This is a genomic window from Vagococcus sp. 211 (genome assembly GCF_056322705.1).
Window position 1 is genome coordinate 997,544 of record NZ_CM150475.1, and the last position, 25,012, is coordinate 1,022,555.

23 protein-coding genes are annotated in these 25,012 nt (G+C 39.0%); all 23 read left to right on the top strand.

The features are described from left to right. The first annotated feature begins 72 nt into the window (after nucleotides 1-72). The 23 genes from ACVWM0_RS04975 to ACVWM0_RS05085 all read left to right on the top strand — a co-directional run bounded on the left by ACVWM0_RS04975 (nucleotide 73) and on the right by ACVWM0_RS05085 (nucleotide 24,900). The gene (locus ACVWM0_RS04975; RefSeq protein WP_476473519.1) at nucleotides 73-1,038 is read left to right on the top strand and encodes an asparaginase; all 966 of its coding nucleotides are present in this window, start codon (nucleotides 73-75) and stop codon (nucleotides 1,036-1,038) included. Nucleotides 1,039-1,058: 20 nt separating this feature from the next. Beyond that, on the top strand, nucleotides 1,059-2,426 hold the full coding sequence (locus tag ACVWM0_RS04980) for an aspartate ammonia-lyase (RefSeq protein WP_476473520.1): 1,368 nt from the start codon (nucleotides 1,059-1,061) through the stop codon (nucleotides 2,424-2,426). Between the two features lie 15 nt (nucleotides 2,427-2,441). Beyond that, entirely contained in the window at nucleotides 2,442-3,620 is a 1,179-nt protein-coding gene (locus ACVWM0_RS04985; RefSeq protein WP_476473521.1) for an NAD(P)-dependent malic enzyme, read from the top strand. Between the two features lie 18 nt (nucleotides 3,621-3,638). After that, nucleotides 3,639-4,997 carry a class II fumarate hydratase gene (gene fumC, locus ACVWM0_RS04990; RefSeq protein ID WP_476473522.1) on the top strand — a complete coding sequence of 453 codons (1,359 nt, stop codon included), beginning with the start codon at nucleotides 3,639-3,641 and terminating at the stop codon, nucleotides 4,995-4,997. A gap of 246 nt (nucleotides 4,998-5,243) precedes the next feature. Then, nucleotides 5,244-6,209 carry a sensor histidine kinase gene (locus ACVWM0_RS04995; RefSeq protein ID WP_476473523.1) on the top strand — a complete coding sequence of 322 codons (966 nt, stop codon included), beginning with the start codon at nucleotides 5,244-5,246 and terminating at the stop codon, nucleotides 6,207-6,209. Nucleotides 6,210-6,344: 135 nt separating this feature from the next. Next, nucleotides 6,345-7,412, top strand: coding sequence for a dual-specificity RNA methyltransferase RlmN (rlmN, locus tag ACVWM0_RS05000; RefSeq protein ID WP_476473524.1), 1,068 nt, complete (start codon nucleotides 6,345-6,347; stop codon nucleotides 7,410-7,412). 110 nt (nucleotides 7,413-7,522) lie between these two features. Beyond that, complete coding sequence (locus tag ACVWM0_RS05005; protein WP_476473525.1) at nucleotides 7,523-8,239, top strand: gamma-glutamyl-gamma-aminobutyrate hydrolase family protein; 717 nt, start codon at nucleotides 7,523-7,525, stop codon at nucleotides 8,237-8,239. A gap of 214 nt (nucleotides 8,240-8,453) precedes the next feature. Then, complete coding sequence (locus ACVWM0_RS05010; RefSeq protein ID WP_476473526.1) at nucleotides 8,454-9,809, top strand: MFS transporter; 1,356 nt, start codon at nucleotides 8,454-8,456, stop codon at nucleotides 9,807-9,809. A 128-nt stretch (nucleotides 9,810-9,937) separates the two neighbouring features. Continuing rightward, nucleotides 9,938-11,017 carry a glycine cleavage system aminomethyltransferase GcvT gene (gene gcvT / locus ACVWM0_RS05015; RefSeq protein ID WP_476473527.1) on the top strand — a complete coding sequence of 360 codons (1,080 nt, stop codon included), beginning with the start codon at nucleotides 9,938-9,940 and terminating at the stop codon, nucleotides 11,015-11,017. 21 nt (nucleotides 11,018-11,038) lie between these two features. Beyond that, entirely contained in the window at nucleotides 11,039-11,419 is a 381-nt protein-coding gene (gene gcvH / locus ACVWM0_RS05020; RefSeq protein ID WP_476473528.1) for a glycine cleavage system protein GcvH, read from the top strand. Nucleotides 11,420-11,422: 3 nt separating this feature from the next. After that, nucleotides 11,423-12,736 carry an aminomethyl-transferring glycine dehydrogenase subunit GcvPA gene (gene gcvPA / locus ACVWM0_RS05025; RefSeq protein ID WP_476473529.1) on the top strand — a complete coding sequence of 438 codons (1,314 nt, stop codon included), beginning with the start codon at nucleotides 11,423-11,425 and terminating at the stop codon, nucleotides 12,734-12,736. Continuing rightward, nucleotides 12,733-14,163 carry an aminomethyl-transferring glycine dehydrogenase subunit GcvPB gene (gene gcvPB, locus ACVWM0_RS05030; RefSeq protein WP_476473530.1) on the top strand — a complete coding sequence of 477 codons (1,431 nt, stop codon included), beginning with the start codon at nucleotides 12,733-12,735 and terminating at the stop codon, nucleotides 14,161-14,163. Before gcvPA ends, gcvPB begins: the two co-directional genes overlap by 4 nt. Nucleotides 14,164-14,335: 172 nt before the next feature. Next, the gene (locus ACVWM0_RS05035) at nucleotides 14,336-15,007 is read left to right on the top strand and encodes a DUF969 domain-containing protein (RefSeq protein ID WP_476473531.1); all 672 of its coding nucleotides are present in this window, start codon (nucleotides 14,336-14,338) and stop codon (nucleotides 15,005-15,007) included. A 14-nt stretch (nucleotides 15,008-15,021) separates the two neighbouring features. Beyond that, entirely contained in the window at nucleotides 15,022-15,945 is a 924-nt protein-coding gene (locus ACVWM0_RS05040; protein ID WP_476473532.1) for a DUF979 domain-containing protein, read from the top strand. 27 nt (nucleotides 15,946-15,972) lie between these two features. Further along, nucleotides 15,973-16,620 carry a pyroglutamyl-peptidase I gene (gene pcp, locus ACVWM0_RS05045; RefSeq protein WP_476473533.1) on the top strand — a complete coding sequence of 216 codons (648 nt, stop codon included), beginning with the start codon at nucleotides 15,973-15,975 and terminating at the stop codon, nucleotides 16,618-16,620. A gap of 238 nt (nucleotides 16,621-16,858) precedes the next feature. After that, nucleotides 16,859-17,746 carry a shikimate dehydrogenase gene (aroE, locus tag ACVWM0_RS05050; RefSeq protein ID WP_476473534.1) on the top strand — a complete coding sequence of 296 codons (888 nt, stop codon included), beginning with the start codon at nucleotides 16,859-16,861 and terminating at the stop codon, nucleotides 17,744-17,746. A 4-nt stretch (nucleotides 17,747-17,750) separates the two neighbouring features. Further along, nucleotides 17,751-18,791, top strand: a complete 1,041-nt coding sequence (gene aroF / locus ACVWM0_RS05055; protein WP_476473535.1) for a 3-deoxy-7-phosphoheptulonate synthase — start codon at nucleotides 17,751-17,753, stop codon at nucleotides 18,789-18,791. A gap of 5 nt (nucleotides 18,792-18,796) precedes the next feature. Beyond that, nucleotides 18,797-19,873 carry a 3-dehydroquinate synthase gene (gene aroB, locus ACVWM0_RS05060; RefSeq protein WP_476473536.1) on the top strand — a complete coding sequence of 359 codons (1,077 nt, stop codon included), beginning with the start codon at nucleotides 18,797-18,799 and terminating at the stop codon, nucleotides 19,871-19,873. Continuing rightward, nucleotides 19,870-21,036 carry a chorismate synthase gene (gene aroC, locus ACVWM0_RS05065; protein ID WP_476473537.1) on the top strand — a complete coding sequence of 389 codons (1,167 nt, stop codon included), beginning with the start codon at nucleotides 19,870-19,872 and terminating at the stop codon, nucleotides 21,034-21,036. The genes aroB and aroC overlap by 4 nt, the downstream gene beginning before the upstream one ends. A gap of 11 nt (nucleotides 21,037-21,047) precedes the next feature. Beyond that, a complete protein-coding gene (gene aroA, locus ACVWM0_RS05070) occupies nucleotides 21,048-22,337 on the top strand; it encodes a 3-phosphoshikimate 1-carboxyvinyltransferase (RefSeq protein ID WP_476473538.1) in 1,290 nt (429 codons plus the stop codon). A 3-nt stretch (nucleotides 22,338-22,340) separates the two neighbouring features. Further along, the gene (locus tag ACVWM0_RS05075) at nucleotides 22,341-22,838 is read left to right on the top strand and encodes a shikimate kinase (RefSeq protein ID WP_476473539.1); all 498 of its coding nucleotides are present in this window, start codon (nucleotides 22,341-22,343) and stop codon (nucleotides 22,836-22,838) included. Between the two features lie 99 nt (nucleotides 22,839-22,937). Then, nucleotides 22,938-23,960 carry an LCP family protein gene (locus ACVWM0_RS05080; RefSeq protein WP_476473540.1) on the top strand — a complete coding sequence of 341 codons (1,023 nt, stop codon included), beginning with the start codon at nucleotides 22,938-22,940 and terminating at the stop codon, nucleotides 23,958-23,960. A gap of 88 nt (nucleotides 23,961-24,048) precedes the next feature. After that, nucleotides 24,049-24,900, top strand: a complete 852-nt coding sequence (locus ACVWM0_RS05085; protein ID WP_476473665.1) for a DegV family protein — start codon at nucleotides 24,049-24,051, stop codon at nucleotides 24,898-24,900. Nucleotides 24,901-25,012: the final 112 nt, after the last annotated feature.

Genomic DNA, 25,012 nt, shown 5'->3' on the forward strand with positions numbered 1-25,012 from the left:
TAGATATGAACACGACAAGAGTCTGTCAAAGAATTAAAATAAAAATGTGGAAACGTTTGAGTGAGGTGCAGTATGAAAAAAGTTTTAGTATTACATACCGGAGGAACGATATCAATGGTGCAAGAAGAGGGAGGTTCTGTGGGGTTATCTCAGAGTCATCCCTTAGCTGAGACCATGAGTTTACTTCCTAAAGATATAAAAGTGCAGGTAGAAGAAATTTTTAATCTACCTTCCCCACATATCACGGTGACAGAGATGCTGAAATTAAAGGAGAGAATCGTCAAAGCGCAAGAAGAGGCTTTCGATGGTGTGGTTATCACACATGGGACAGATACATTAGAAGAAACAGCTTATTTCTTAGACATTAGTTTTGATAAAAAAATAGCGGTTGTCTTAACGGGTGCCATGAGATCAAGTAATGAAATAGGCTCAGATGGCTTATACAATTACATGAAGGCCATTGTTACAGCCGCAGATGATAAATCAAAGAACCAAGGGGTACTGGTAGTGATGAACGATGAGATTCATGCGGCTCGGTTTGTGACTAAAACCCACACAACCAGCGTAGATACCTTTAGAACACCAACCTTTGGACCGATTGGTATCATTTCGAAAAATCAGATTATGTTTGTTAAAGAGGTTGTGGAAGCTTATACCTATGACATCTCAACGGTTGAAGGAAGAATTCCTTTAGTCAAAGCTTATGCAGGAATGGATGGGTTTATTTTTGAAAGTCTGTTAGAGGCAGATATTGATGGATTGGTTATTGAAGCTTTAGGTGCTGGTAATTTACCACCAGGCGTCTTGCCTTTCATCCAAAAAATAATAGACAAACAGATTCCTATTGCCTTAGTCTCACGCTGTTCAAACGGCATTGCCCAAGACATATACGATTACGAGGGTGGCGGTATTCCATTGAAAAAAATGGGAGTCATGTTTGTAAGTGGTCTGACAGGACCAAAAGCTCGAATCCATATGTTAGTTGGTCTCAATGCGCAATTATCCCACGATGAATTTCGTCAATTTATGACAGAATAAATTTAAAGGAGATAACCGTCATGTTTAGGATAGAAAGAGATAGTATTGGAGAATTGCAGGTGCCGATGGAAAGTTATTATGGGGTTCATTCAATGAGAGCCCAAATTAATTTTCCTATTACGCATCAAAGAATGGACACAGATTTTATTGTCAGTTTGGCTCAAGTAAAAAAATCTGTGGCGTTGGCAAACCACACGCTGGGGTTATTACCAGAAACAAAAGCGAAAGTGATTATCCAAGCGTGTGATGATGTGATTGCCGGACGTTTTCATGATCAAATGATTGTGGATCCCGTTCAAGGAGGTGCTGGCACAAGTAGTAATATGAATATTAATGAGATTATTACAAACCGTGCCATTGAATTATTAGGTGGACAAAAGGGCGATTTCTCCGTCATTCATCCTAACGATGACGTGAATAAAGGGCAATCGACGAATGATGTTTACCCAACAGCGGGTAAATTAACCATGTTGAAAAAAATACCCTTATTAATGAATGAACTGCAACGATTGAGTGATGTGCTGGAACAAAAAGCACAAGACTTTAAACATGTAATGAAACTGGGACGTACTCAATTGAGCGATGCGGTACCCATCAGCTTGGGAGAAGAATTCCACGCGTATCATTCTGTAACTAAGCGTGGGATGAAACGTCTCGAACATGTGAAACAAGAAATGGAAGCGGTTAACTTAGGTGGGACAGCTATCGGAACAGGTATTACAGCGCATCCTGAGTTAGCAGAAACGGTGATTCCTTATCTTAATGCGATTACTAAGGAACACCTGACGACTGCGGATGATTTAGTAGATGGGACCCAACATATCGAACAATATGTTGTGTTATCAGATACATTGAAGGCTATTGGAATTAGTTTATCTAAAATTGCGAATGACATTAGACTACTGTCTTCTGGACCTAATTCAGGGATTGGGGAAATATCCATCCCAGCCAGACAAAATGGGTCTTCCATTATGCCTGGAAAAATTAATCCAGTGATCCCTGAGGTAGTCAGTCAGTGTGCCTTTATTGTTATGGGCAACAATACCATTATTGGTACAGCTGCTGAAGCGGGACAATTGGAATTAAATGCTTTTGAACCCGTAGTGTTTTACAAATTAATAGAATCCTTTCAAGTCTTGACTAATGGTATTAGCACGTTTACAGATCACTGTGTGGTAGGAATTGAAGCCAACGAGGCTCGCTGCTTTGATAATCTGGAACGCAGTACCTATCTTGCTACCGTTTTGTCTGAGACTATTGGCTACACACGTGCTGCTGATTTAGCAGATGAGAGTTTACGAACTGGTAAAACGATCAGAGAAGTGGCTATGGCTCAAGGGATTGATGTGGAAGCAAACATTGACTTACTGAAAAAAATCCAAGTTTAGAAAGAGGTCTGACAGGTGAATAAAGTAGAAGAGGCATTAAAAGTACACGAAGAACATAAAGGGAAAATAGAGATAACAAGTAAGTTACGTGTGACAACGAATGACGAATTAGCTTTGGCTTATACTCCAGGCGTGGCAGAACCATGTAAAAAAATTGCAGAAAATCCAGAAGACAGTTATAAGTATACGTCTCGGGGGAATTTAGTGGCTGTGATTTCTGATGGGACAGCCGTGTTAGGATTAGGAGATATTGGTCCTTTAGCTGCGATGCCAGTAATGGAAGGTAAGGCTATTTTGTTCAAAGAATTTGCAAACATTGATTCGATTCCTTTAGTCTTAGATGAAACAAACCCAGATAAATTAATTGATATTATCACAGCTTTAGGGCCTAGTTTTGGTGGGATTAATTTAGAAGATATTTCGGCGCCTCGTTGTTTTGAGATTGAAACAGCATTAAAAAAACGTCTAGGTATTCCTGTGTTTCACGATGACCAACATGGGACAGCCATCGTTGTGGCAGCGGCTTTAATTAATAGTTTAAAATTAGTCGATAAAAGGATGTCTGAAATTAAAGTTGTATTAAATGGTCCAGGAGCAGCTGGGACAGCCATTATTAAACTTTTACAAGCCTTAGGTGTGACTAATGTTATTGCGTGTGATAGTCAAGGGATTTTATCCAAGGAACGCTTGAATTCTGTGACAGCTTACAAACAGGCCCTTATCGAGACAACGAATCCTGAACAAATAACAGGTGGTTTAAGTGAGGCACTTATTGGAGCTGATGTGTTTGTAGGTGTGTCCGTAGCTGGGGCGTTGACCACAGACATGATCAAAACCATGACCCCAGATCCTATTGTTTTTGCTTTAGCTAATCCTGTCCCTGAAATAATGTATGAGGAAGCCATAGAGGCAGGGGTTGCTGTTATGGGCACAGGGCGTTCTGATTTTCCAAACCAGATAAATAATGTTTTAGCATTTCCTGGTATTTTTAGAGGGGCTCTGGACGTTAGGGCAACAGAAATTAACGAAGAGATGAAAGTGGCAGCGGCTTATGGGATTGCTTCTCTGGTTGAAGCAAGTGAGCTGCGTCCTGATTATGTGATACCTAATGCTTTTGATAGACGTGTGGTTGACTGTGTGGCGACTGCGGTTGCTGAGGCGGGGATTAGAACGGGTGTTGCTAAGAGAGAATAAAAGGAGTGTGTACGGACAGTGACTGATAGAATAGAAACAGATTCTTTAGGCGATGTAAAAGTACCTAAAGAAGCAATGTGGGGCGCTCAAACAGAGAGAAGTCGTCAAAATTTTAAGATAGGTCAAGATATCATGCCTTTAAGTGTTATTTATGGCTTAGTTGAAATTAAACGGGGGGCAGCGATTGTCAACGAAACGTTTGGAATCCTCTCCACAGAGAAAAAGGAGGCCATTGTTTCGGCTTGTGATGAGATATTAAGGGGAGAATGGAATGAGGCATTTCCGCTAAAGGTTTATCAAACAGGTAGTGGTACGCAGACTAACATGAACTGTAATGAAGTGATTGCACGGATTTGTCAGCTGAAAGGTGTAGACATTCATCCAAACGACCATGTCAACATGTCTCAGAGCTCTAATGATACCTTTCCCACTGCCATGCACATAGCAGCTTATAAGGAGTTGACAACCCGCTTAATCCCAGAATTGGATGAGTGGATTCGTGTGTTGGCTCAATTAGAAAAAGACAATGCTACGGTTATAAAAATCGGGCGTACTCATTTACAAGATGCCACCCCTTTAACTTTTGGCCAAGAAATTAGTGGTTGGAAAACCATGATTGAAAAAGGCAGACATTTTTTAGTATCAAACATGAAAGAAATCGCGTATTTAACAATTGGCGGTACGGCTGTTGGTACAGGATTAAATGCTCCCAAAGGATTTGATCGAGTGATCACTCAAGAAATAAGGGAACATACAGGTTGTCCTTTTGAATCTGAACCAAATAAATTTTATGGTTTAACCAGTCATTCAGAGCTTGGGATGGTTCATGGTATTATTCGTTCTTTAGCAGGAGATGTCATGAAAATAGCCAATGATATACGGTGGTTAGCGAGTGGGCCTCGTGCTGGATTAGGGGAAATCAACATTCCAGAAAATGAGCCAGGAAGTTCCATTATGCCAGGGAAAGTGAACCCTACTCAGGCAGAAGCGTTAACAATGGTTGTGTGTCAAGTGATGGGAAATGATACAACCATTCAAGTAGCTAGTAGCCAAGGGAACTTTGAATTAAATGTGTATAAACCTGTGATTATTAATAATTTTTTAGAGTCTGTACAATTAATGACAGAAGGCATGATTTCCTTTAGAATTCACTGTTTGGAAGGAATTGTTCCAAATATGCCAGAAATGGAACGTAAGATGACTCAGTCTTTGATGTTAGTCACTGCTTTAAGCCCCCATATTGGTTATGAACAAAGTGCGAAGGCTGCAAAATACGCACATGCTCATGAGTTAGAATTAAAAGAAGCAGTCTTACAACTAGGATTAGCAACAGAAATGGAATACAACGAATGGGTGGTTCCTGAAGAGATGGTTTAAAAGAGTTTAGTTAACTAAACTCTTTTTGACTTTCTTTTTTTAACAGGTATCATAGACTTGTAATAAGGAACAGTGTTAGGTGTCTATTATTAGAAAGTCATTGACATAATAGGGATATGGGTTGTTACTGAGTTTCCGATTCCTTTGATTTTGATGGACATTACCAAACCAATGTAGGATGACCTAACAAATCGTCAGAGTACGAGGAGTCGGTTATCAATTAATGATGAAAGAGGACAGGATAAAATGAAGGTGTTTTTGAAAGAGCATACTAGGTATATTATCACTTTTTATAGTGGCTATGCTCTGTTACTATTGGTTATTTGGTTGGATGGTTACCGTGATTTGAGGCTTTATTTCTATGGCTTTATGATGAGTACTTTATTAATCATGTTATTTTTGGCGTCGCAATATAGTCGTCAAAAACGGCTATATGCCTTTATTTTATCAGATAAGGAGAATTATCATTCGATCAAAGGAGACCCTTCGATGATGTCTCATCTTGTTTACCGGAGCATGGATAGAATGGGTCAACAGTATGATCAAGATACAAAAAAAGTCACCCATCGACTGGAAGAACAGCAGCAATTTATGCAGCAATGGGTGCATCAGATGAAGATACCTCTGGCTAAGTTACAACGGTCAATGGAAGAAACAAAGATTGACCGATATAGTGTGGATGAAGAGTTAGATAAGATGGCAGAAGGGCTAGATTTAGCTTTGTCTATGGCCAGATTAGATGCGTTTAAACAAGATTTTGTGATTGCACCAATTTCTTTAGAAAAATTAGTCACATCCTCTATTACTCATGCTAAAAAAGCCTTTACTAGACAAGGGATTCAGCCTGTTGTGACAATAGAAAAGGGACTGATTATTCATTCCGATGTTAAATGGCTATCCTTTTGTTTATCTCAAATCATTAGTAATAGTTTGAAGTACACTGAAGGGGAGGAGAAGCATCTTTTTATTACAGGAAAACAAGTATCTAATGATCGGGTCTGCCTTACGATTGAAGACGAGGGCATAGGGATTGTCTCATCGGATTTACCTAAAGTAAGCCAACCTTTTTTTACAGGTCAAATGGGTCAGCAACAGCAAAAAACGACTGGTATGGGGCTATACTTAACCTGTGATATTCTAGGGAAATTACATCATGCTATGGAAATTCAGTCAGTTGAAGGCAAAGGAACCACGGTAACCCTCTTTTTTTAAGTCACTTTGTTCATAAAAAAACGTTGTAAGAAAGCATTAAGAATCATTAGAAACAAGAGAAAATGACTGGGAAAACGTTGCATAAATTAATTTTTTCACTTATATTAAAGAAATGGATATTAAAAAAAGTGAGGAATGAACATGCCATCAATTTATGGATTTACTCAAGAGCAACTAGCGGATTGGTTAGTTGAACATCAGGAAAAAAAATTTAGAACCGCTCAAATTTGGCATTGGTTATATGAAAAACGAGTGCGTCATTTTTCAGACATGACCAATTTATCCAAAGCCTTAATCAAAAAATTAGAAGAGAACTTTATTATTTCGCCTTTGAATCAAGTAGTGGTACAAGAGTCCAAAGATGGAACAGTGAAATATTTATTCGAATTGCAAGACAAACACATGATTGAAACAGTTTTAATGAAACAAGCTTACGGGATGTCTGTGTGTGTCACGACTCAGATTGGTTGTAATATTGGTTGTACTTTTTGTGCCAGCGGGTTGTTAAAGAAACAACGAAACTTAACCTCTGGAGAGATTGTGGCTCAAATTATGGAAGTTCAACATTACTTTGATGCTAAAGGTGAAGGAGAGAGAGTCAGTCATATTGTTGTGATGGGCATTGGTGAACCCTTTGATAATTATGATAATGTGATGGATTTCTTACATATTATGAATGATCCAAATGGATTATCCATTGGTGCACGTCACATGACCGTTTCAACCAGTGGTTTAGTACCTAAGATTAGAGCATTTGCTAACAATGGCTTGCAAGTGAATTTAGCGATTTCTCTTCATGCTCCAAATAACGAGGTACGAACGTCGATTATGCAAATTAATAAAGCGTACCCCTTAGAGCGCTTAATGGATGCGGTTGATTATTATATAGAGCAAACAAATCGTCGCATTACTTTTGAATACATCATGTTATCTAAAGTGAATGATTTACCAGAGCATGCTCAGGAGTTGGCTGACTTATTGAAAGATAAGCGTAAATTAACTTACGTCAACTTAATCCCTTATAATCCAGTGGATGAGCACGATAATTATCAACGAAGCACTAAGGAAGACATTATTGCTTTCCATAAAGTATTGGAAAAAAACAAAATCAATAGCGTGATTCGCCAAGAATTTGGGACAGATATTGATGCAGCATGTGGTCAGCTTAGAAGTAAACAAATGAAAAAAGATAAGAAAAAATAAAAGGTATCAAGAAGACAATTTAAGGAAGGTCTTCTTGATACTTTTTTGTTTACCTTTCAAATAGAGATTGCTATTATGTCATATAAGCTATTTTGAAAGGAATGAAGGCAATGAGTAAACCTATAATTGGCATTTCAGCCAATCATACAACAGATTCGGGAAAGAAAATGGAACATTTAACATTAAGTTATATTCCAGATGGCTACGTACGAGGCGTGGATAGAGCAGGGGGCGTTCCTTTGTTGTTACCTGTCAATTCACCAGAGCATGCCAAAGTATACGTGTCAATGATTGATAAATTGATTTTAACGGGAGGTCAAAATGTAGATCCTGCTTATTATAAGGAAGATATCACCTTTGACCCTTCTTTAATGCATCAAGAAAGAGATGCTTTTGAACTAGCTTTGTTTGAAGAAGCTAGGGCTCAAAATAAACCTGTTTTCGGCGTGTGTCGAGGCATGCAACTGATTAATGTGGCGCTTGGGGGAAGTTTGAATCAAGACATTAGCTTGCGACAACCCGAGCCTGTCAAGCACTTACAAGACCCAATACCTGTTGAAGTACCGACGCATTCAGTGACGACTGAAGAAGGCAGTGTTTTAAGACAAGTATACGGGGAACAGACAGAGGTTAACTCATTCCATCGTCAGAGTTTAAAAGACATTGCCCCTGGATTGAAAGTGACTGCGATAAGTCCTGACAACATTGTAGAAGGCGTAGAAAGCGAGTCTGAACCAATTATGGCCGTTCAATGGCATCCTGATTTTGCTTACGACGCTTTAGAGCAAGAAATGAGAATGTTCAGGTATGTGGTACATGAATTATAGGTAAAAGTAACCTGGGTATGATGCAAAAATTAAATTTAGGTGAAAAATACTTTTATTAAGGGTTTCTCCCTTGACTTTTTCTTGATATGTTTATAAAATGATGTCGGATTAAGTCGTACAGATAGCACAGAAACCCTTCTGTGCCGAGACAGAGGCGAAATTTATCTACGGATAAATTGTCGTCTTTTTTTAATGAAGAAATGGAGTGAGTCAAATGGAAACGAAAAAATTTCATGTTAATTTAGCCGTTTTAGCAACAGGGATGATGGCATTCGCAGGGGTATTAATTGAAACCGCGATGAATGTTACTTTTCCCACGTTAATGAAAGAGTTTGATATTAGTATTTCTCAGGTACAATGGGTTACCACGATTTATTTACTGATGATTTCAATTGTTGTGCCGTTGTCCTCGTATTTAATTAAGAATTATAGCAAGAGAACGTTATTTTTAAGCTCAAGTGTTTTCTTCTTTGCAGGAGTTCTTATTAATGCCTTTTCTTTCACTTTTAGTCTGTTACTTTTTGGTCGTTTACTTCAAGGTGTCGCAACGGGAATTGCTTTACCTTTGATGTTTAATATTATTTTAACTAAAGTTCCTTTAGAAAAACGAGGAATGATGATCGGCATTGGGAATTTGACCACGTCGATTGCTCCAGCAATGGGACCAACTTATGGAGGATTGTTAACAACACAATTAGACTGGACGTATATCTATAAGTTTCTATTACCTGTTTTAGTCATCTCCACAGTGATCGGACTGGTTGCTATACCTAAAGAAACTGTCGTGAAAAGCGATAGTATCAATAGTTCTGCTGTGGTATATCTATCCTTTATGTTTACAGGATTACTGTTCTTCTTCAGCTACTTAGGGACACCTTTAAGTTGGGTTGCTCTAGTGGTAGGAATAATCAGTGCGATTTTCTTCTACCGCAGTAATGAGAAAAAACAATTGCTTAATTTAGGCGTCTTTAAAAATAAATTGTTCTCTATTTATTTAACATCTTTCTTAGTTTATCAAGTGTTGCTCTTAGGGGTTTCTTTTGTATTACCTAACTTTATTCAGATTGTTCAAGGGGTGCCAGCATCTAAAGCGGGAATGATGATGTTCCCTGGTGCTTTAGTAGGAGCGTTATTCGCACCCATATCAGGGAAAATACTGGATAAGATGGGGTTCAAAAAACCAATTGGTTTAGGTATTATCTTTGCTATTATTGGTTGGCTTGGTTTGGTTCTGTTCATCCAAACAGGAATTGTACCAGTGATTATTACTTGTCATGTCATCTTTATGATAGGTGTCGGGTTATCCTATAGTAATGTGATGACCGTTGGTTTGACAGCAATTGGTGAGTCATTACAAGACGATGGTAATGCGGTGTTTAGTACGCTACAACAATTCATGGGGGCGATTTCTACTTCTTTTGTAGCGATTGTTGTGGGGCTATTCCAAACAAAACCAGGTCTTGATTTTGTGACAGGAACCAGTTTAGGATCAAAAGTAGCTCTCATCTGTTTACTTATCTTACTCGTAATTAGTGGATTATCTGTCTTTAAAACATTTAAAAAGGCATAATGTCAAGAGAAAGCATAAAAGTATATAACTTTTATGCTTTTTTTGTCTTGTTATATAACAAAAAGGGATAAGTATGTTATCATAAAATTGTAAAAACGCTTTCAGATTAAAAGGAAGAGGTGGTCAATATGGACAAAAAAACCCCACTTTATGATACGCACACTGAATTACAAGGAAAGATGGTATCATTCGGTGGCTTTTCAATGCCCGTTCAGTACAAAAGTGGTTTGGTTGCAGAGCATTTAGCTGTAAGAAATGCCGTGGGGATATTTGATGTGTCTCACATGGGTGAGATTGTGATGGAAGGTCCTCGTGCTCTTGATTTTATTCAACACATTTTTTCCAATGATTTCCAAAAGATGAAAGAAGGACAAATTAGATACACATTAATGTGTAACGAAGAAGGTGGTATTATAGATGATTTAATTCTATATAAATACCACGATCAAAAATTTATGGCGGTGGTGAATGCCAGCAATAAGGAGAAAGACCTTGCTCATATGGAAGAGCAGGTGTTTGACGGGGTGACAGTGAGTGATGCATCGGATCAGATGGCCTTGATTGCTGTTCAAGGACCTAAAGCGACATCCCTATTAAAACAGTGTGTTTCTCAAAATGCGTTACCTGAAAAGTACTATACTTTTAAAGATAATCTTGATTTTAAGGGGAAAAAAGTACTTATATCTCAAACAGGTTATACAGGAGAAGAAGGGTATGAAATCTATTGTCGACCTGAAGATGTTGTCTTTATTTGGCAAGAAATAATGAGGATCGGTGAAGACTTTGATTTGTTACCTTGCGGGCTGGGTGCACGAGATACGTTACGATTAGAAGCAGGAATGCCGCTTTACGGACATGAGATGACAGAAAGTATTAGCCCTTATCAAGTGGGTCTAGATTTTGCGGTAAAGGATCAAAAGGATGATTTTATAGGGAAAAAAGCTCTCGTAAAAGACACCCCATTAATTAGAGTAGGCTTTGAGGTGACCTCAAAAGGGATTGCTAGAGAAGGTGCTTTGGTTTACGTGGGGGGAGAGGAAGTAGGAGTCGTCACATCTGGGACGTATTCTCCTTATTCAGAAACAGCCATCGGAATGGCTTTTGTTCCTCGGGAGTATGCTAGTCTAGGAACAGAGCTTGAACTATTAGTCCGTAAGAAAAAAGTAACAGCTAAAGTAGTATCGTTACCATTTTATCAAAAAAAATAACATATTAGGGGGATTTTTTCAATGACACGACCAACAGACAGACAGTATTTAGCAACACATGAGTGGGTTCAGTTTATTGATGACACAACAGCAAGAATCGGTATTACTGATTTTGCTCAAGAGCAACTTGGCGACATTGTTTTTGTGGAATTACCTGAAGTGGAACAAGACGTATCAAAAGGAGAACAAGTAGCAGAGGTTGAATCGGTAAAAACCGTTTCAGATATCTATACCCCTTTTAGTGGCACTATTTCTCGTATTAATGACGCCCTTGAGGATGAGCCAGAATTAGTGAATGAGGCTCCTTTTGACGCTTGGTTATTTGAAGTATCTGGTATTACAGACAAAGAGGAACTCTTAACCTTAGAGGCCTATACTCAAGTGGTAGAAGAGGAGGCTTAAGACATGCATTACATTCCATCTTCTCTTAAAGAACAACAGCAGCTATTAGATAGTCTGGGTATAAAAGATGTAGATGCGTTGTACGAAGGAATACCTGATGAGTTAAAAATATCCGAATTAATGCTTCCAAAAGGCAAGTCTGAGTTAGAAGTCCGTAAACATATGACCGCTTTAGCCAATCAAAATCAGGTGTTTTCTCAGGTGTATCGTGGAGCAGGTGCTTACCATCATTACATTCCTTCAATCGTTAAACAAATAACAAGTAAAGAAGAATTTCTAACAGCCTACACACCGTATCAAGCTGAAATCAGCCAAGGTATTTTGCAATCTATCTTTGAGTTTCAGACACTTGTAACTGAATTAACTGGACTGCCTGTAGCTAATGCGTCTGTATATGATGGAGCTAGCGCTGCGGCAGAAGCGGTGAACATGACGTTAACAAAAAAGAAAAAGAAAGTCCTTGTGGCAAGCACCGCCCATCCTATGACTATTCAAACTATCCAAACGTATTCTCATGGTATGGGAACAGAAGTCGTATTAGTTCCTGAAAAAAATGGAACAGTGGATAAGGAGGCTTTAACGGATTTACTTGATACAGAGGTGGCTAGTGTGTTTGTACAACACCCTAATTATTATGGGAATTTAGAGGAATGTGATGACTTAGGTCGATTGATTCATGAGCATAACGCGTTATTTATTATGGGAATCAATCCGATTGCTTCAGGAATCTTAAAATCGCCAGGTGAACATGGCGCAGATATTGCGACTGGTGAAGGACAACCTCTAGGAATTCCAATGGGATTTGGTGGTCCTTATCTAGGGTTCATGGCAACTACAGAAAAATTAACACGAAAATTACCAGGACGAATTGTGGGACAAACCACAGATGTTGATGGTAAAAGAGCGTTTGTCTTAACCCTTCAAGCGAGAGAACAACACATAAGAAGAGAAAAAGCTTCTTCCAACATTTGTTCTAATCAAGCTCACTGCGCACTAACAGCAAGTGTCTACTTAAGTGCGATGGGACCTGTGGGTATGCGTGAAGTCGGAACACAGTGCTACAGTAAAGCACATTATCTACAACAAGAACTAACACAATTAGCCGGATTTAAAATAAAGAATGAGACAGCGTTTTTCCATGAATTCGTGACGACTTGTCCAATATCTCCGATCACTTTAGAAACAGAATTAGCTAAGAGAGGTATTCTAAGTGGGTTACCAATAGGAGAAGACCTATTATGGTGTGTGACAGAGATGAACACTAAAGAAGACATGGATCATTTGGTATCAGCTATTAAGGAGGTTTGTGATGTATGAAAGTGATATTTGAAAGAAGTCAACCAGGAAGACACAATCAATTTTTACCTCCCCTAGATGTACCAGAAGTGAGTCTTCCAAACAACATGGAAAGGCAGGCAGCTTTTCGTTTGCCAGAGGTTTCTCAAGTTGATCTCAGCCGTCATTACACAGAACTTGCTGATAATAGTTTTGGTGTCAATAACGGTTTTTATCCCTTAGGTTCATGTACGATGAAGTACAATCCTAAAATAAATGATGAGATGGCAAGTTTACCAGGATTTAGTCAATTGCACCCTCTTCAACCGATTGATACGGTACAAGGGGCAATGGCAGTGTTACACGAGGCAGAACAGTTACTCTCTGAAATTACAGGAATGGATGGGATGACGTTTCAACCTGCTGCTGGGGCTCAAGGTGAATTGACGGGTATTATGCTAATTAAGGCATACCATGAAGCACGCAAAGATACCAAACGTAATAAAATTATTGTGCCAGATTCTGCACATGGGACAAATCCTGCTACTGCTTCTATGGTAGATTATGAAACCATTAATATACCATCAAAAGCAGATGGACGTGTGGATTTAGACAAATTAAAAGAAGTGGTCGGTGATGACACAGCGGGCCTTATGTTAACCAACCCAAGCACTGTGGGGCTATTTGAGTATGATATTGTCGAAATTACGCAGGTAATTCATGATGCTGGTGGTCTGTGTTATTATGACGGGGCTAATTTAAATGCGATTATGGGAACGGTTCGACCAGGTGATATGGGCTTTGATGTCGTTCATTTGAACATTCATAAGACCTTCTCAACCCCACACGGCGGTGGAGGACCAGGTTCTGGACCAATCGGTTGTAAAGACTTTTTAATGCCGTATTTACCAATGAACCATGTGATTGAAACGGATAATGGCTTTACTTTTGAAACACCTGAGCACTCTATTGGTTCAGTGAAAAGTTTTTACGGTCATTTCTTAGTAGTGGTTCGAGCATTGACCTATATTTTAGCTTTAGGTCAAGAAGGTATTCCCCAGGCTTCTAAGACGGCAGTGCTTAATGCCAATTACATGAAGCAGCAATTGAAGGATGATTTTGATATGGGGTACGAAGGCGTGTGCATGCATGAATTTGTTATGTCATTATCTAACCTAAAGAAAGAAACAGACATCAGTGCTTTAGATTTTGCGAAAGGGTTACTTGATCACGGTATTCATCCTCCTACGATGTATTTCCCTGATGTGATTAAAGAAGCGTTAATGATTGAACCAACTGAAACAGAAAGCAAAGAAACATTAGATCATGTGATTTCGATATTTAAACAAGTGAAGGAACAAGCCTATAAAGACAGTCAGGTCATTAAAGAGGCACCGCAAACAAGGTACATCAAACGTGTGGATGAAACGACAGCCGCAAGGCATCCTATTTTGACCTTTCAATTTTAAGGACACCTGATTTTTGAAAGAGACTCTTGAGAGTCTCTTTTTTATTACTATTGGTTGTTATTCTATGTATAAAAATTAACCTTTTTTTGTATAAAATTAGAATAAACCTACTTTATACACATTGTTTGTAGTAAAATATACTTTAATATTGTAATTTAAGGGAGGAAAAATAATGGAGTGGATTAAACTTATTGGTATTTTAATTATCGTATTAGGTTTTTTATTTAAATTTGATACGATTGCAGTTGTTATTGTTGCTGGTCTTGCCACAGCGCTAGTATCAGGTATTTCCGTAGAACAATTTTTACAAGAATTAGGAAAGGCTTTCGTTGATCAACGGATCATTACGATTTTCTTTTTAACCTTACCACTGATTGGATTGGCTGAGTCACACGGTTTGAAAGAACAAGCGGTTAATTTAATTAAGAAGGTGAAGGGCCTTACTACAGGAACGTTCTTGAGTATTTATTTAATTATTCGAGAATTAGCAGGTCTGTTTTCTATTCGTTTAGGAGGACATCCACAATTTGTTCGTCCGTTAGTTCATCCTATGGCAGAAGCTTCTGCTGAAGCGAAATATGGTGAGTTGACAGAAGAAGACAAAGAAAAAATCAAAGCAAAATCTGCAGCAATGGAAAATTATGGTAACTTCTTTGGGCAAAACACGTTCCTTGGAGCGGGTGGCGTTCTTTTAATTGTTGGGACATTTGAAGGGTTAGGGTATGATGTGACGGGGTTACAAATCGCAAAAGCGTCTATCCCAATTGCCTTAATTATGATTGTTTTAGGTATTGTTATGAACTTCATTTTTGATAAAAATATGGACCGAAAATATAAAAAATAGGAAGGAGAACCAGTATGCAATTATTTTTTGATCGTCTATTAGAAACGTTTTATGTCTTAATTGGCTTACAGTTATTTTATACAGGTTACAAGGTATTACAAGACAAGGATAATACTAAACGCATTGGAACAGCTATTTTTTGGGCTGATTTAGGGGTTCTTTTTGCTTTAGGGAAAGTGTTACCGGACCTTGTGAATGGTATATTAGTCGTGTTGCTAGGTGTGATTACCTTATTCAAACAATTTGAGGTAGGTAGTTTCAAACAATTAGCGCCAGAAGCCTTAGAAAGCTTAGCTGATAAATATGGAAACAAAATATTTATACCTGTTTTATCTTTAGCAGTTGTGTCTTTAACTTTGGCTATGTTTATTCCAGAATCTAGCAAGTCAGCGATTGGTGTAGCGGCTATTTTTGGTATTATTTTAGCCATGTCAATTTTCCGTTCAGGACCTAAAGAAACCATGTCTGAAAGCAATCGGATGGTTCAATCGATGGGAACGTCAGGTATTTTGCCTCAATTACTAGGAGCTCTAGGAGCTATCTTTGCTAGTGCTGGTGTGGGTGAAGTTATTTCTCAAATGATTGGTGGCGTTGTACCAGATGGTAACCGTTTAGCTGGAGCGACAGCGTATGTCCTTGGTATGGTTATCTTTACTATTATTATGGGGAATGGTTTTGCGGCGTTCACGGTTATTACTGCAGGAGTGGGGATGCCTTTTGTTATCTTACAAGGAGGAGACCCTGCTATTGCTGGAGCTTTGGCTCTAACCGCCGGATATTGTGGGACATTGTTAACACCTATGGCTGCGAATTTTAACGTTCTTCCAGCCAGTTTACTAGAAATGAAAAATCAATACGGTGTCATTAAAGAGCAAGTGGTGGTATCATTTATTATGATTATTGTTCATATTGCTTTGATGTATTTCTGGGCATTTTAAAAAGTAAAAGATAAAGGAGACGACAACATGAATATTTTAGTAACAGGGTTTGACCCATTTGGAAACGATACAATGAATCCCGCTATTGAAGCGGTAAAATGTTTACCTGAGACGATTGAAGGGGCTAATATTATTAAATTAGAAATCCCAACCGTCTTTAATAAAAGTGCTGAGGTCGTAGAACAGGCATTAGAAGGGCAAGAAATTGATTATATTTTAAACATCGGTCAAGCGGGTGGACGTTTTGATTTAACGCCAGAACGAGTAGCGATTAACTTAGACGATGCACGTATTCCAGATAATGAGGGCAATCAACCTATTGATATAGCAATCAAAGAGGATGGTGCGCCTGCGTACTTCTCGCAACATCCTGTCAAAGCGATGGTGGCTAACATTAAAGCAAAAGGGTTACCTGCCTCTGTATCTAATTCAGCAGGTACTTTTGTGTGTAATCACATTATGTATCAGTGTCTGTACTTAACCCACACAAAATATCCCAAAGCTAAAGCAGGCTTTATGCATGTCCCATTCTTGCCAGAACAAGTGGTAGAGCGTCCTAATATGCCTGCTATGAGTTTAGAAGATATTACTAAAGGAATCGAAGCAGCTATCGCAGCGATTGTTACCTTTGACGGACAAGCAGATTTAAATGTGATTGGTGGGCAAACTCACTAATAGAAAGAGGTCTATGGACCTCTTTTTTTTGTCCTCTGAAATAACATTGACAAGAATATTCTTTATCGGTATACTGTGTTCGATTATTACAATATAAGGTAATTATAAATGACAAGGGATACCGTGCTTGTCATACAAGACAAGGTATGAAGGCGAAAGGTCTTGTTTGATAACCTCAGATTAAACCAAACGATAATCTCGCATTATCGTTTTTTTATTTAAAAGGAGTGTAGGAAGGATGAAACGAGAAATTAATAGTAATACGCGTTTATCAGGTGTGATTGCTAACCCTATCAAGCATAGTTTATCTCCTATTATTCATAATACAGGTTTCGCAGAATATGAGATTAACAGCATTTATTTAGCCTTGGAAACGAAGGCAGAAGAGATTGATGGGGTGATTCAGTCCATTAAACATCTAAACATGCTAGGAGCCAATGTGTCGATGCCTTACAAGAACAGGGCCTTTAAGCAAATGGATAAGCTCACACCGATGGCTCGTTTAACAGAATCAGTTAATACGATTAAGCTTGAAGAGGGACTATTAATTGGAGACAATACAGATGGCATAGGGTTTGTTCGAAGTTTAAAAGAAGAAGGCGTATATATTGCTCATAAAAAGGTAGCTGTATTAGGTGCTGGAGGTGCTTCTAAAGCGATTATCTGTCAAATGGCATTAGAGGGTGTGGGTAGTGTACATGTCTTTAAACGACACAATCAGACGTTTCAGGGAGTAGTCACTTATTTTGACCGAATTAGTCGAGAATTGCAGGTCCCAATTTTTGTCCATCCTTATGAAGAGCAGGAAACCATGAACCAAATTATCTCAACTTGTGATATATTGGTCAATGGTACTCACATTGGTATGGGACAGGATTCTAAAGACACGCCGATCCCTGTACTAAGTCTTCCGTTAACAAAAGAGCATGTGTTAGTTGATCTAATCTACCATCCTTCTGAAACACTCTTTTTAAAACAAGGAAAACAAAAGGGATGCCACAGTATAAATGGCTTAGGTATGTTGATCTATCAAGCGTCTGCTGCGTTTCATTGGTGGACTGGCTATGACTTACCCATAGAGCACGTCAAACGAGCAATAGAAGAAGAGATGATAAAGAGGGGTTAAACACATGATTGTTGTAATGAAACGAGAAGCCACAGAAAAACAAATAGAACACGTGGTGGCAAGAGGGAAAGAAGAAAAATTAGAAGTTTACATTAATCAAAACCAAGATCAGGTCATTATCGGATTAGTAGGTAATAAAGAAACCTTAATGGGTATTCCTTTCATGAGCTATGATGGGGTTTTAAATGTTATGAACGTCACAAGTTCTTATAAATTAACAAGCCGAGAGTTTCATCCTCAAGATACCATTGTTGATATTGATGGAGTGAAGATTGGTGGTAAGGAAGGATTTGTTACAATGGCAGGCCCTTGCTCCATCGAGAGTAAAGAACAAATGATGGCTTGTGCTCGCATCGCTAAAAAAGGCGGGGCTAAAATACTACGAGGCGGAGCTTATAAGCCGAGAACTTCCCCTTATGCTTTTCAAGGGTTAGAAGAAGAAGGGCTTATTTACATGCGAGAAGCAGCGGATGCTTATGGCCTTAAAATGATTACTGAAGTGATGAATGAAGGTCATTTAGAAACAGTGGCTAGGTATACTGATATTATACAAATTGGGGCTCGCAACATGCAGAACTTCAAATTACTCGAAGCAGTTGGGAAAACAGGATTGCCGATTGCGTTAAAACGAGGGATTTCGGGAACCATTGATGAGTGGCTAAATGCGGCTGAATACATTGCTGTTCAAGGGAATAATCGCATTATTTTTGTGGAACGAGGCATAAGAACCTACGAAACAGCGACACGTAACACCTTGGATTTAAGTGCTGTTCCAGTAGTCCAAAAGCTGAGTCATTTTCCAATTATTGTAGATCCTAGTCATGGAGTAGGTTTATGGGATTTAGTCACACCGATGGCCGTGGCAGGTGTGGCATCAGGCGCATCAGGCATGATTGTAGAAATTCATCCTGAACCCAATAAAGCTTGGTCTGATGGGCAACAAAGTCTAAATGAAAAACATTACCTCTCAATGATGAAGCAAGTCAACATCATTGAAAAAGCAATGATAGATGTTAATAAGATTAAAGAACAGATGGGAGAGTGACTGTCATGAAATTAACAGTATCCCTACCCTACACGAGTTATGATGTCACGATTGAGCCAGGAGGCTTAACTCGTGTGGGATCCTGGGTTGCTTCATTATGGACGCCTTGCAAAATTGCTGTGATAACGGATGATACCGTTTCAGCACTGTACGGGGAAGGAGTGACCACTTCTCTTACCTCAGCAGGTTTTGAGGTTGTCTTACTAAGTGTCTCACCTGGGGAAAACAGTAAAACATTAGATACCGCAAGTCAATTATATGACAGGCTTGGAGAAAATGAGATGAGTCGTTCTGACGGTATTATTAGTTTAGGTGGCGGCGTAATAGGTGATCTGTCGGGGTTTGTCGCCTCTACTTATATGAGAGGACTTAAAAGTTTACAAATCCCTACTACTTTATTAGCTCAAGTGGATAGTAGCATTGGTGGTAAAACAGGTGTAAACACAGAAAAAGCAAAGAATATGGTAGGCACTTTTCATCAACCAGACGGAGTCTTAATTGACTCTGACGTGCTACAAAGCTTAGATAAAAGGCAAATTCGTTCAGGCCTAGCTGAAATCATTAAAACCGCAGCCATTGGGGATATTACTTTGTGGGAGTTACTTGATAGCTGTGAGGATGAACAAGCATGTTTGGCTAGGGTGGATACTTTAATTTATCATAGTTGTCAGGTGAAACGTCGGCTGGTGGAAGAAGATGAGCGAGACAATGGTCAACGCTTGCTGTTGAATTTTGGTCACACCGTGGGTCATGCTATTGAGAGAAGTGTTGGCTATGGACAAGTGACTCATGGTGAAGCCGTGGCAATCGGCATGGTAAAAATATTAGAATTAGAGGTGGGGTCTGGTAACGTAGATCCTGAACTATTACCTAAAGTGAGTCAGATGCTAGAAAAATTTGGTTTACCAACGACGCTAGATAATCTGGATGGGCATCTCTTGTATCAAGGCATGTCTCACGACAAAAAAATGAGAGGAAAAAGGCTCTCTATTGTAACACTGGCAGGTATTGGTGAAGGAAGGATTCGTTCCATCTCTTTAGAAGACATGGCTTTATGGTTAAAAGAAGGAGAGATCGTATGAGATTTTTAACAGCAGGAGAATCCCACGGACCAGAGCTTACAGGAATTATAGAAGGTTTACCTGCAGGGTTACCTTTATCTCTACAAGATATAAACATTGAATTAGAACGCAGACAAAAAGGGTATGGTCGTGGTGGAAGGATGTTGATTGAAGCAGACGAAGTTGTAATATCATCTGGCGTTAGGCATGGCTTGACGTTAGGTTCACCCATCACATTGACCGTTCGTAATCGAGACAATAAAAACTGGGCTTCTGTGATGGGCATCTCAGAAGTTTCAGAGAAAGAAAAAATGAAGCGTCGTGTAACAAAACCAAGACCTGGGCATGCTGATTTAGTGGGTGGCATGAAGTATGGTCATCGAGATTTACGTAATGTCCTAGAACGTTCATCTGCAAGGGAAACAACCATGCGTGTGGCTATTGGGGCTATTTGTAAAAAACTACTATTAGAACTTGGTATCACCTTAACGGGTCATGTTACCATGATTGGTGGCATAGAAGCGCTGGTCCCAGACACCTTAACAAGCAAACAAATCAAAGAACAAGCAGAAGCGTCATCCGTTAGATGTGTGGATAGTGCCGCTGAAGAACAAATGAAGGCCCTTATTGATCAAACCAAAGAGCAAGGAGATACCATTGGCGGCATTGTGGAAGTAATGGTTGACGGTGTCCCCCCAGGTATCGGAAGTTACGCTCAATGGGACACGAAATTAGACGGAAAGATAGCTCAAGCTTTAATTAGTATTAATGCCTTCAAAGGTGTAGAGTTTGGCGTTGGGTTTGATAGTGCTAAACGACCAGGAAGTCAAGTTATGGATGGTATTATTTGGTCTAAAGACACGGGGTATAGTCGCTCTACTAATCATTTAGGCGGGTTTGAAGGGGGCATGACAAATGGTATGCCTTTAATCATTCGGGGTGTGATGAAACCAATCCCTACGTTATACAAACCCCTACCTTCTGTGGATATTGAATCAAAAGAAGTCTTTAAAGCGAGCATTGAGCGTTCAGATAGTTGTGCTGTTCCAGCGGCCTGTGTGATTGCTGAGGCTATGGTAGCCATTGAATTGACAAAAGCGATGTTAGATCAGTTTTCAAGGGATTCTTTTGACCGTTTAGTATCAGACGTTGAGCGATACAGAGAAGAAATAATAAGCTATTAAGGAGAACGTTTATGGAACTATCAATCAATAGCCAAGGATTAAAGGGAGAGTTAGCAGTCCCTGGAGACAAATCTATCTCTCATAGAAGTATCATGTTTGGTGCTATTAGTCAGGGGATAACGAGAGTGACGCATTTTTTACAAAGCGATGATTGTCAGAGTACGATGCAATTATTTCAGCAATTAGGCGTAAAGATTTTTGAAGAAGAGGGGGATCTTTTAATTGAAGGGCAAGGCGGTTATCAGTTTTCACCTTGTCAATCACCTTTAGACGTTGGGAATTCAGGGACAACGATTCGGTTAGTTATGGGAATATTGGCTCAAAGTCAGACTCCCTATACTTTAACAGGTGACGCTTCTATAAAGAAACGCCCTATGAACCGAGTGATGGCTCCGTTAACATTGATGGGAGCAGACATTAAAGCTCTTGGGAAAACCGGATGTGCGCCATTAACGATTAATCCCGTTCCTAGCTTGACACCCATCAACTATAAAATCCCCATAGCAAGTGCTCAAGTGAAATCGGCGTTGTTATTTGCGGCATTACAAGGGACAGGGACCACACGATTAATTGAAAAAGAAAAGACACGTGATCACACTGAGGCAATGATCCGTCAATTTGGTGGACAGATTGATGTAAAGGGGAAAGAAATCACTCTCACAGGCCCTCAGACTCTAAGAGCGGCTCATGTCATCGTTCCAGGTGATATATCTTCAGCAGCCTTCTTTATAGCAGGTGCTTTATTAGTGCCAGGTAGCGATATTGTGTTAACAAACGTTGGATTAAGTCCAACTAGGACAGGTATGCTTGACGTGGTTAGAGAAATGGGTGGTCACGTGACGTTGGTTAAAGAAGATACCTTGAATCAATCTGGGGATATTCGTATTAAAAGCAGTGAGTTAAGAGGGTGTGTGGTTGAAGGGGAGATGATTCCTCGGCTAATTGATGAACTGCCTTTAATTGCATTGCTCGCTACCCAAGCAAAGGGCACAACGGTTATTAGAGATGCTGAAGAGCTGAGGGTGAAGGAAACCGATAGAATTAGTGCCGTGGCAACTGAGTTAACTAAAATGGGGGCAGACATTAAAGAAAAACCAGATGGGTTAATCATTCAAGGAGGGACGCCTCTTCACGGCGCTTGTGTGACAAGTTTTGGCGATCATCGTATTGGAATGATGCTCCAAATAGCAGGGCTCATCGTCTCAACCGGGTCCCTTATTCTTGAGAAAAGTGACGCTATCTCTATTTCTTATCCTCATTTTTTTACAGATTTAGCTTCGCTTGACATAAAGGAGAATTAAAGAATGGATAACATGATAATTGTTGGTTTTATGGGGGCAGGAAAAACAACAGTGAGTCACAAAATAGGGCATTTATTGTCACGTGAGATCCTTGATTTAGATACCCTGTTGGAACAAGAACTAGCCGAGTCAATTGGAACTATTTTTAAGACTAAAGGAGAAGCTTACTTTAGAGAACAAGAATATCAATTACTTAAACAGTATCACTGCAAACCGAGTGTTATTTCTACTGGTGGCGGTATTGTTACCTATGAACCAAGTTTTGACCTATTAAAAGAATGTAAAAATGTTGTGTATCTAGAAGCGTCATTTGAGACCTTGTATAACCGATTGCTATTAGATGGCAGGCAACATCGACCATTAGTCATAGGACAATCCAAAGAAAAGGTGAAAGACTTATTTGATTCCAGACAAGAAAAATACCGTCAAGTCGCAACGTGCACTGTTGTAACAGATGACTTATCCATTGATGAGATTGCGAATTTTTTAATAGAAGTGTAAGGATTTTATAAAATTACTCAAAGCTTCGTCTAATTAACTTGTTATCACCTATGGAAATAGTCTATTCTGAAAGTATATTGAAAAATAGAGGTGTAAAGAATGACAAAAATGACGAGAATGGACCGTCATAAACCTGTTGAAGAACCCATAAAGGAGCCTATTAGCCCACAACAGGAACCAAAAAAAAGCAAAAAAGAGATGAAACAAAAGAATAAGCGTCCCAAAAAAAGAAAAAAACGATGGTTAAAATGGCTCATATTAGGTTTATTAGTTATTTTAGTAGGTGGTTATCTAAAAGGAATAGCCTCTGCTAAATTTGATAAGAACAATGGGGCTAATCAAGACATTGTGTTTAACGGAGAGTCTAGTGGCCGTGGTTCGTATAATGTGTTACTCCTTGGTAGTGATTCAAGAGGAGAAGACCAAGGACGGTCTGATTCAATCATGATCGCTCATTACAGTAAAAAGAATAAACAGCCAAAACTTGTCTCTATTATGAGAGATACTTATGTGGCCATCCCAACAGCTGAAGGGATTGAATACAATAAGATTAATGCTGCGTATTCCTACGGTGGACCAGAATTAGTCAGGAAAACCATTAAACAAACCTTTGGTATTCCCATTGATTATTATGCTGTTGTTAACTTTGATTCCTTCCCTAAAATCATTGATACACTCGCTCCTGGTGGCTTGAAAATCGATGCTGAAAAGGACTTAGAAGTGGAAGGCACAGTTATTAAACAAGGGCCACAAAAAATGAGCGGAGAAGAAGCCCTACAATATGCTCGGTTTAGAAAAGATGAAGAAGGCGATTTTGGTCGGGTAAGACGTCAGCAACAAGTTATGACTTCTTTGATGAAGCAAGGGTTGAATCCGCTAAACGCCTGGAGGTTACCTGAAGCTGTTGGAAACGTACAAGGTTACACACAAACGGATTTACCTTTTAATTTTTACGGCTCTGTGGGGACGAGTTACTTGTTTAGTCGTCATAAACCATTGGACATTTTAACGGTTCCAGTGGAAGGCTCTTGGAGTGATGGTTATTATGAGCATGCGGGAAGTGTCCTCGAAATTGACGAACAAATGAATGCCCAAGGGATTTCAAGGTTTTTTAATCAATAAAAATGAAACAACCTTTACATTAGAGCCATTCAATTCTATAATGTATTCTAGGCATTATTTATAGAGATGAAAGAATTGAGGAATGACAATGAAAATTGCGATTGTCACGGATAGTACCGTTTTTTTAAAAGAAGACTATAGAAACGCAGAAGACTTATTTGTCTTACCTGTTCCTTTAATCATTGATGATACCATTTATAAAGAAGGAATCGACATTCATCCTGATGGGTTCTATGACTTGTTAAAAGGATCGAAAGAATTCCCTAAAACATCTCAACCGTCCATCGGTGAGATTTATGAATTATATGATAATATTAAGGAACAAGGCTATGAGGCTATTATTAGTATTCAAATGTCTTCTGGTATTTCAGGGTTAGTCAATACGTTAGAATCTGTGGCGCAAGAGATGGACACTATCAAAGTCTATCCGTTTGATTCGTTATTAACGAGCGGTCCCATGGGGAAACTTGTTGAAGTCGCACTGGATATGACGCGAGAAGGCAAGACACCAGAAGAGATAGTGGCAACACTAACAAGAATTCGTTCTGGTTTAGAAGGCTATATTGTAGTAGATGATTTGAATCATCTTGTAAGAGGTGGCCGTTTAAAAAATGGAGCAGCTTTGATTGGTACGCTATTGAAAATAAAACCGATATTGTGTTTTAAAAAAGGGGATATTATTCTGAGTGAAAAAATCAGATCTCAGAAGAAAGCTCTTCATCGTGTAGAAGATATCGTGTTAAAAGAAATCAGTAGTAAACCTGAAAACAGCTCTTTTTATGTGATTCACTGTAATAATTTGGAAATAGCTCAGCAGGTTGAAACGGATTTGTTAAACAGCTATCCTAATTTAGATGTTACCATTTGTGATTTTGGGCCAGTAATTGGCACACATCTTGGTGAAAAATCAGTAGCAATCGGTGTAGCACCTAACAGATAAAGAGGGATTGATTTGATAACTGATTGGGTATTGTCCCTCAGCCTATTCAAGTCAATGCTTCTTTTTTTGTGGCATAATTCATTAAAATAGGCCACGAACTATGCTAAACTAA

Coding starts and splice junctions, on each gene's coding strand:
- gcvH (WP_476473528.1), top strand. CDS start 11,039: ATGACACGACCAACAGACAGACAGTATTTAGCAACACATGAGTGGGTT.
- pcp (WP_476473533.1), top strand. CDS start 15,973: ATGAATATTTTAGTAACAGGGTTTGACCCATTTGGAAACGATACAATG.
- aroF (WP_476473535.1), top strand. CDS start 17,751: ATGATTGTTGTAATGAAACGAGAAGCCACAGAAAAACAAATAGAACAC.
- ACVWM0_RS05005 (WP_476473525.1), top strand. CDS start 7,523: ATGAGTAAACCTATAATTGGCATTTCAGCCAATCATACAACAGATTCG.
- ACVWM0_RS04995 (WP_476473523.1), top strand. CDS start 5,244: ATGAAGGTGTTTTTGAAAGAGCATACTAGGTATATTATCACTTTTTAT.
- aroB (WP_476473536.1), top strand. CDS start 18,797: ATGAAATTAACAGTATCCCTACCCTACACGAGTTATGATGTCACGATT.
- aroE (WP_476473534.1), top strand. CDS start 16,859: ATGAAACGAGAAATTAATAGTAATACGCGTTTATCAGGTGTGATTGCT.
- ACVWM0_RS05035 (WP_476473531.1), top strand. CDS start 14,336: ATGGAGTGGATTAAACTTATTGGTATTTTAATTATCGTATTAGGTTTT.
- gcvPA (WP_476473529.1), top strand. CDS start 11,423: ATGCATTACATTCCATCTTCTCTTAAAGAACAACAGCAGCTATTAGAT.
- ACVWM0_RS05010 (WP_476473526.1), top strand. CDS start 8,454: ATGGAAACGAAAAAATTTCATGTTAATTTAGCCGTTTTAGCAACAGGG.
- rlmN (WP_476473524.1), top strand. CDS start 6,345: ATGAACATGCCATCAATTTATGGATTTACTCAAGAGCAACTAGCGGAT.
- ACVWM0_RS05085 (WP_476473665.1), top strand. CDS start 24,049: ATGAAAATTGCGATTGTCACGGATAGTACCGTTTTTTTAAAAGAAGAC.
- ACVWM0_RS04975 (WP_476473519.1), top strand. CDS start 73: ATGAAAAAAGTTTTAGTATTACATACCGGAGGAACGATATCAATGGTG.
- aroC (WP_476473537.1), top strand. CDS start 19,870: ATGAGATTTTTAACAGCAGGAGAATCCCACGGACCAGAGCTTACAGGA.
- gcvPB (WP_476473530.1), top strand. CDS start 12,733: ATGAAAGTGATATTTGAAAGAAGTCAACCAGGAAGACACAATCAATTT.
- ACVWM0_RS05040 (WP_476473532.1), top strand. CDS start 15,022: ATGCAATTATTTTTTGATCGTCTATTAGAAACGTTTTATGTCTTAATT.
- gcvT (WP_476473527.1), top strand. CDS start 9,938: ATGGACAAAAAAACCCCACTTTATGATACGCACACTGAATTACAAGGA.
- ACVWM0_RS04980 (WP_476473520.1), top strand. CDS start 1,059: ATGTTTAGGATAGAAAGAGATAGTATTGGAGAATTGCAGGTGCCGATG.
- ACVWM0_RS05075 (WP_476473539.1), top strand. CDS start 22,341: ATGGATAACATGATAATTGTTGGTTTTATGGGGGCAGGAAAAACAACA.
- aroA (WP_476473538.1), top strand. CDS start 21,048: ATGGAACTATCAATCAATAGCCAAGGATTAAAGGGAGAGTTAGCAGTC.
- ACVWM0_RS05080 (WP_476473540.1), top strand. CDS start 22,938: ATGACAAAAATGACGAGAATGGACCGTCATAAACCTGTTGAAGAACCC.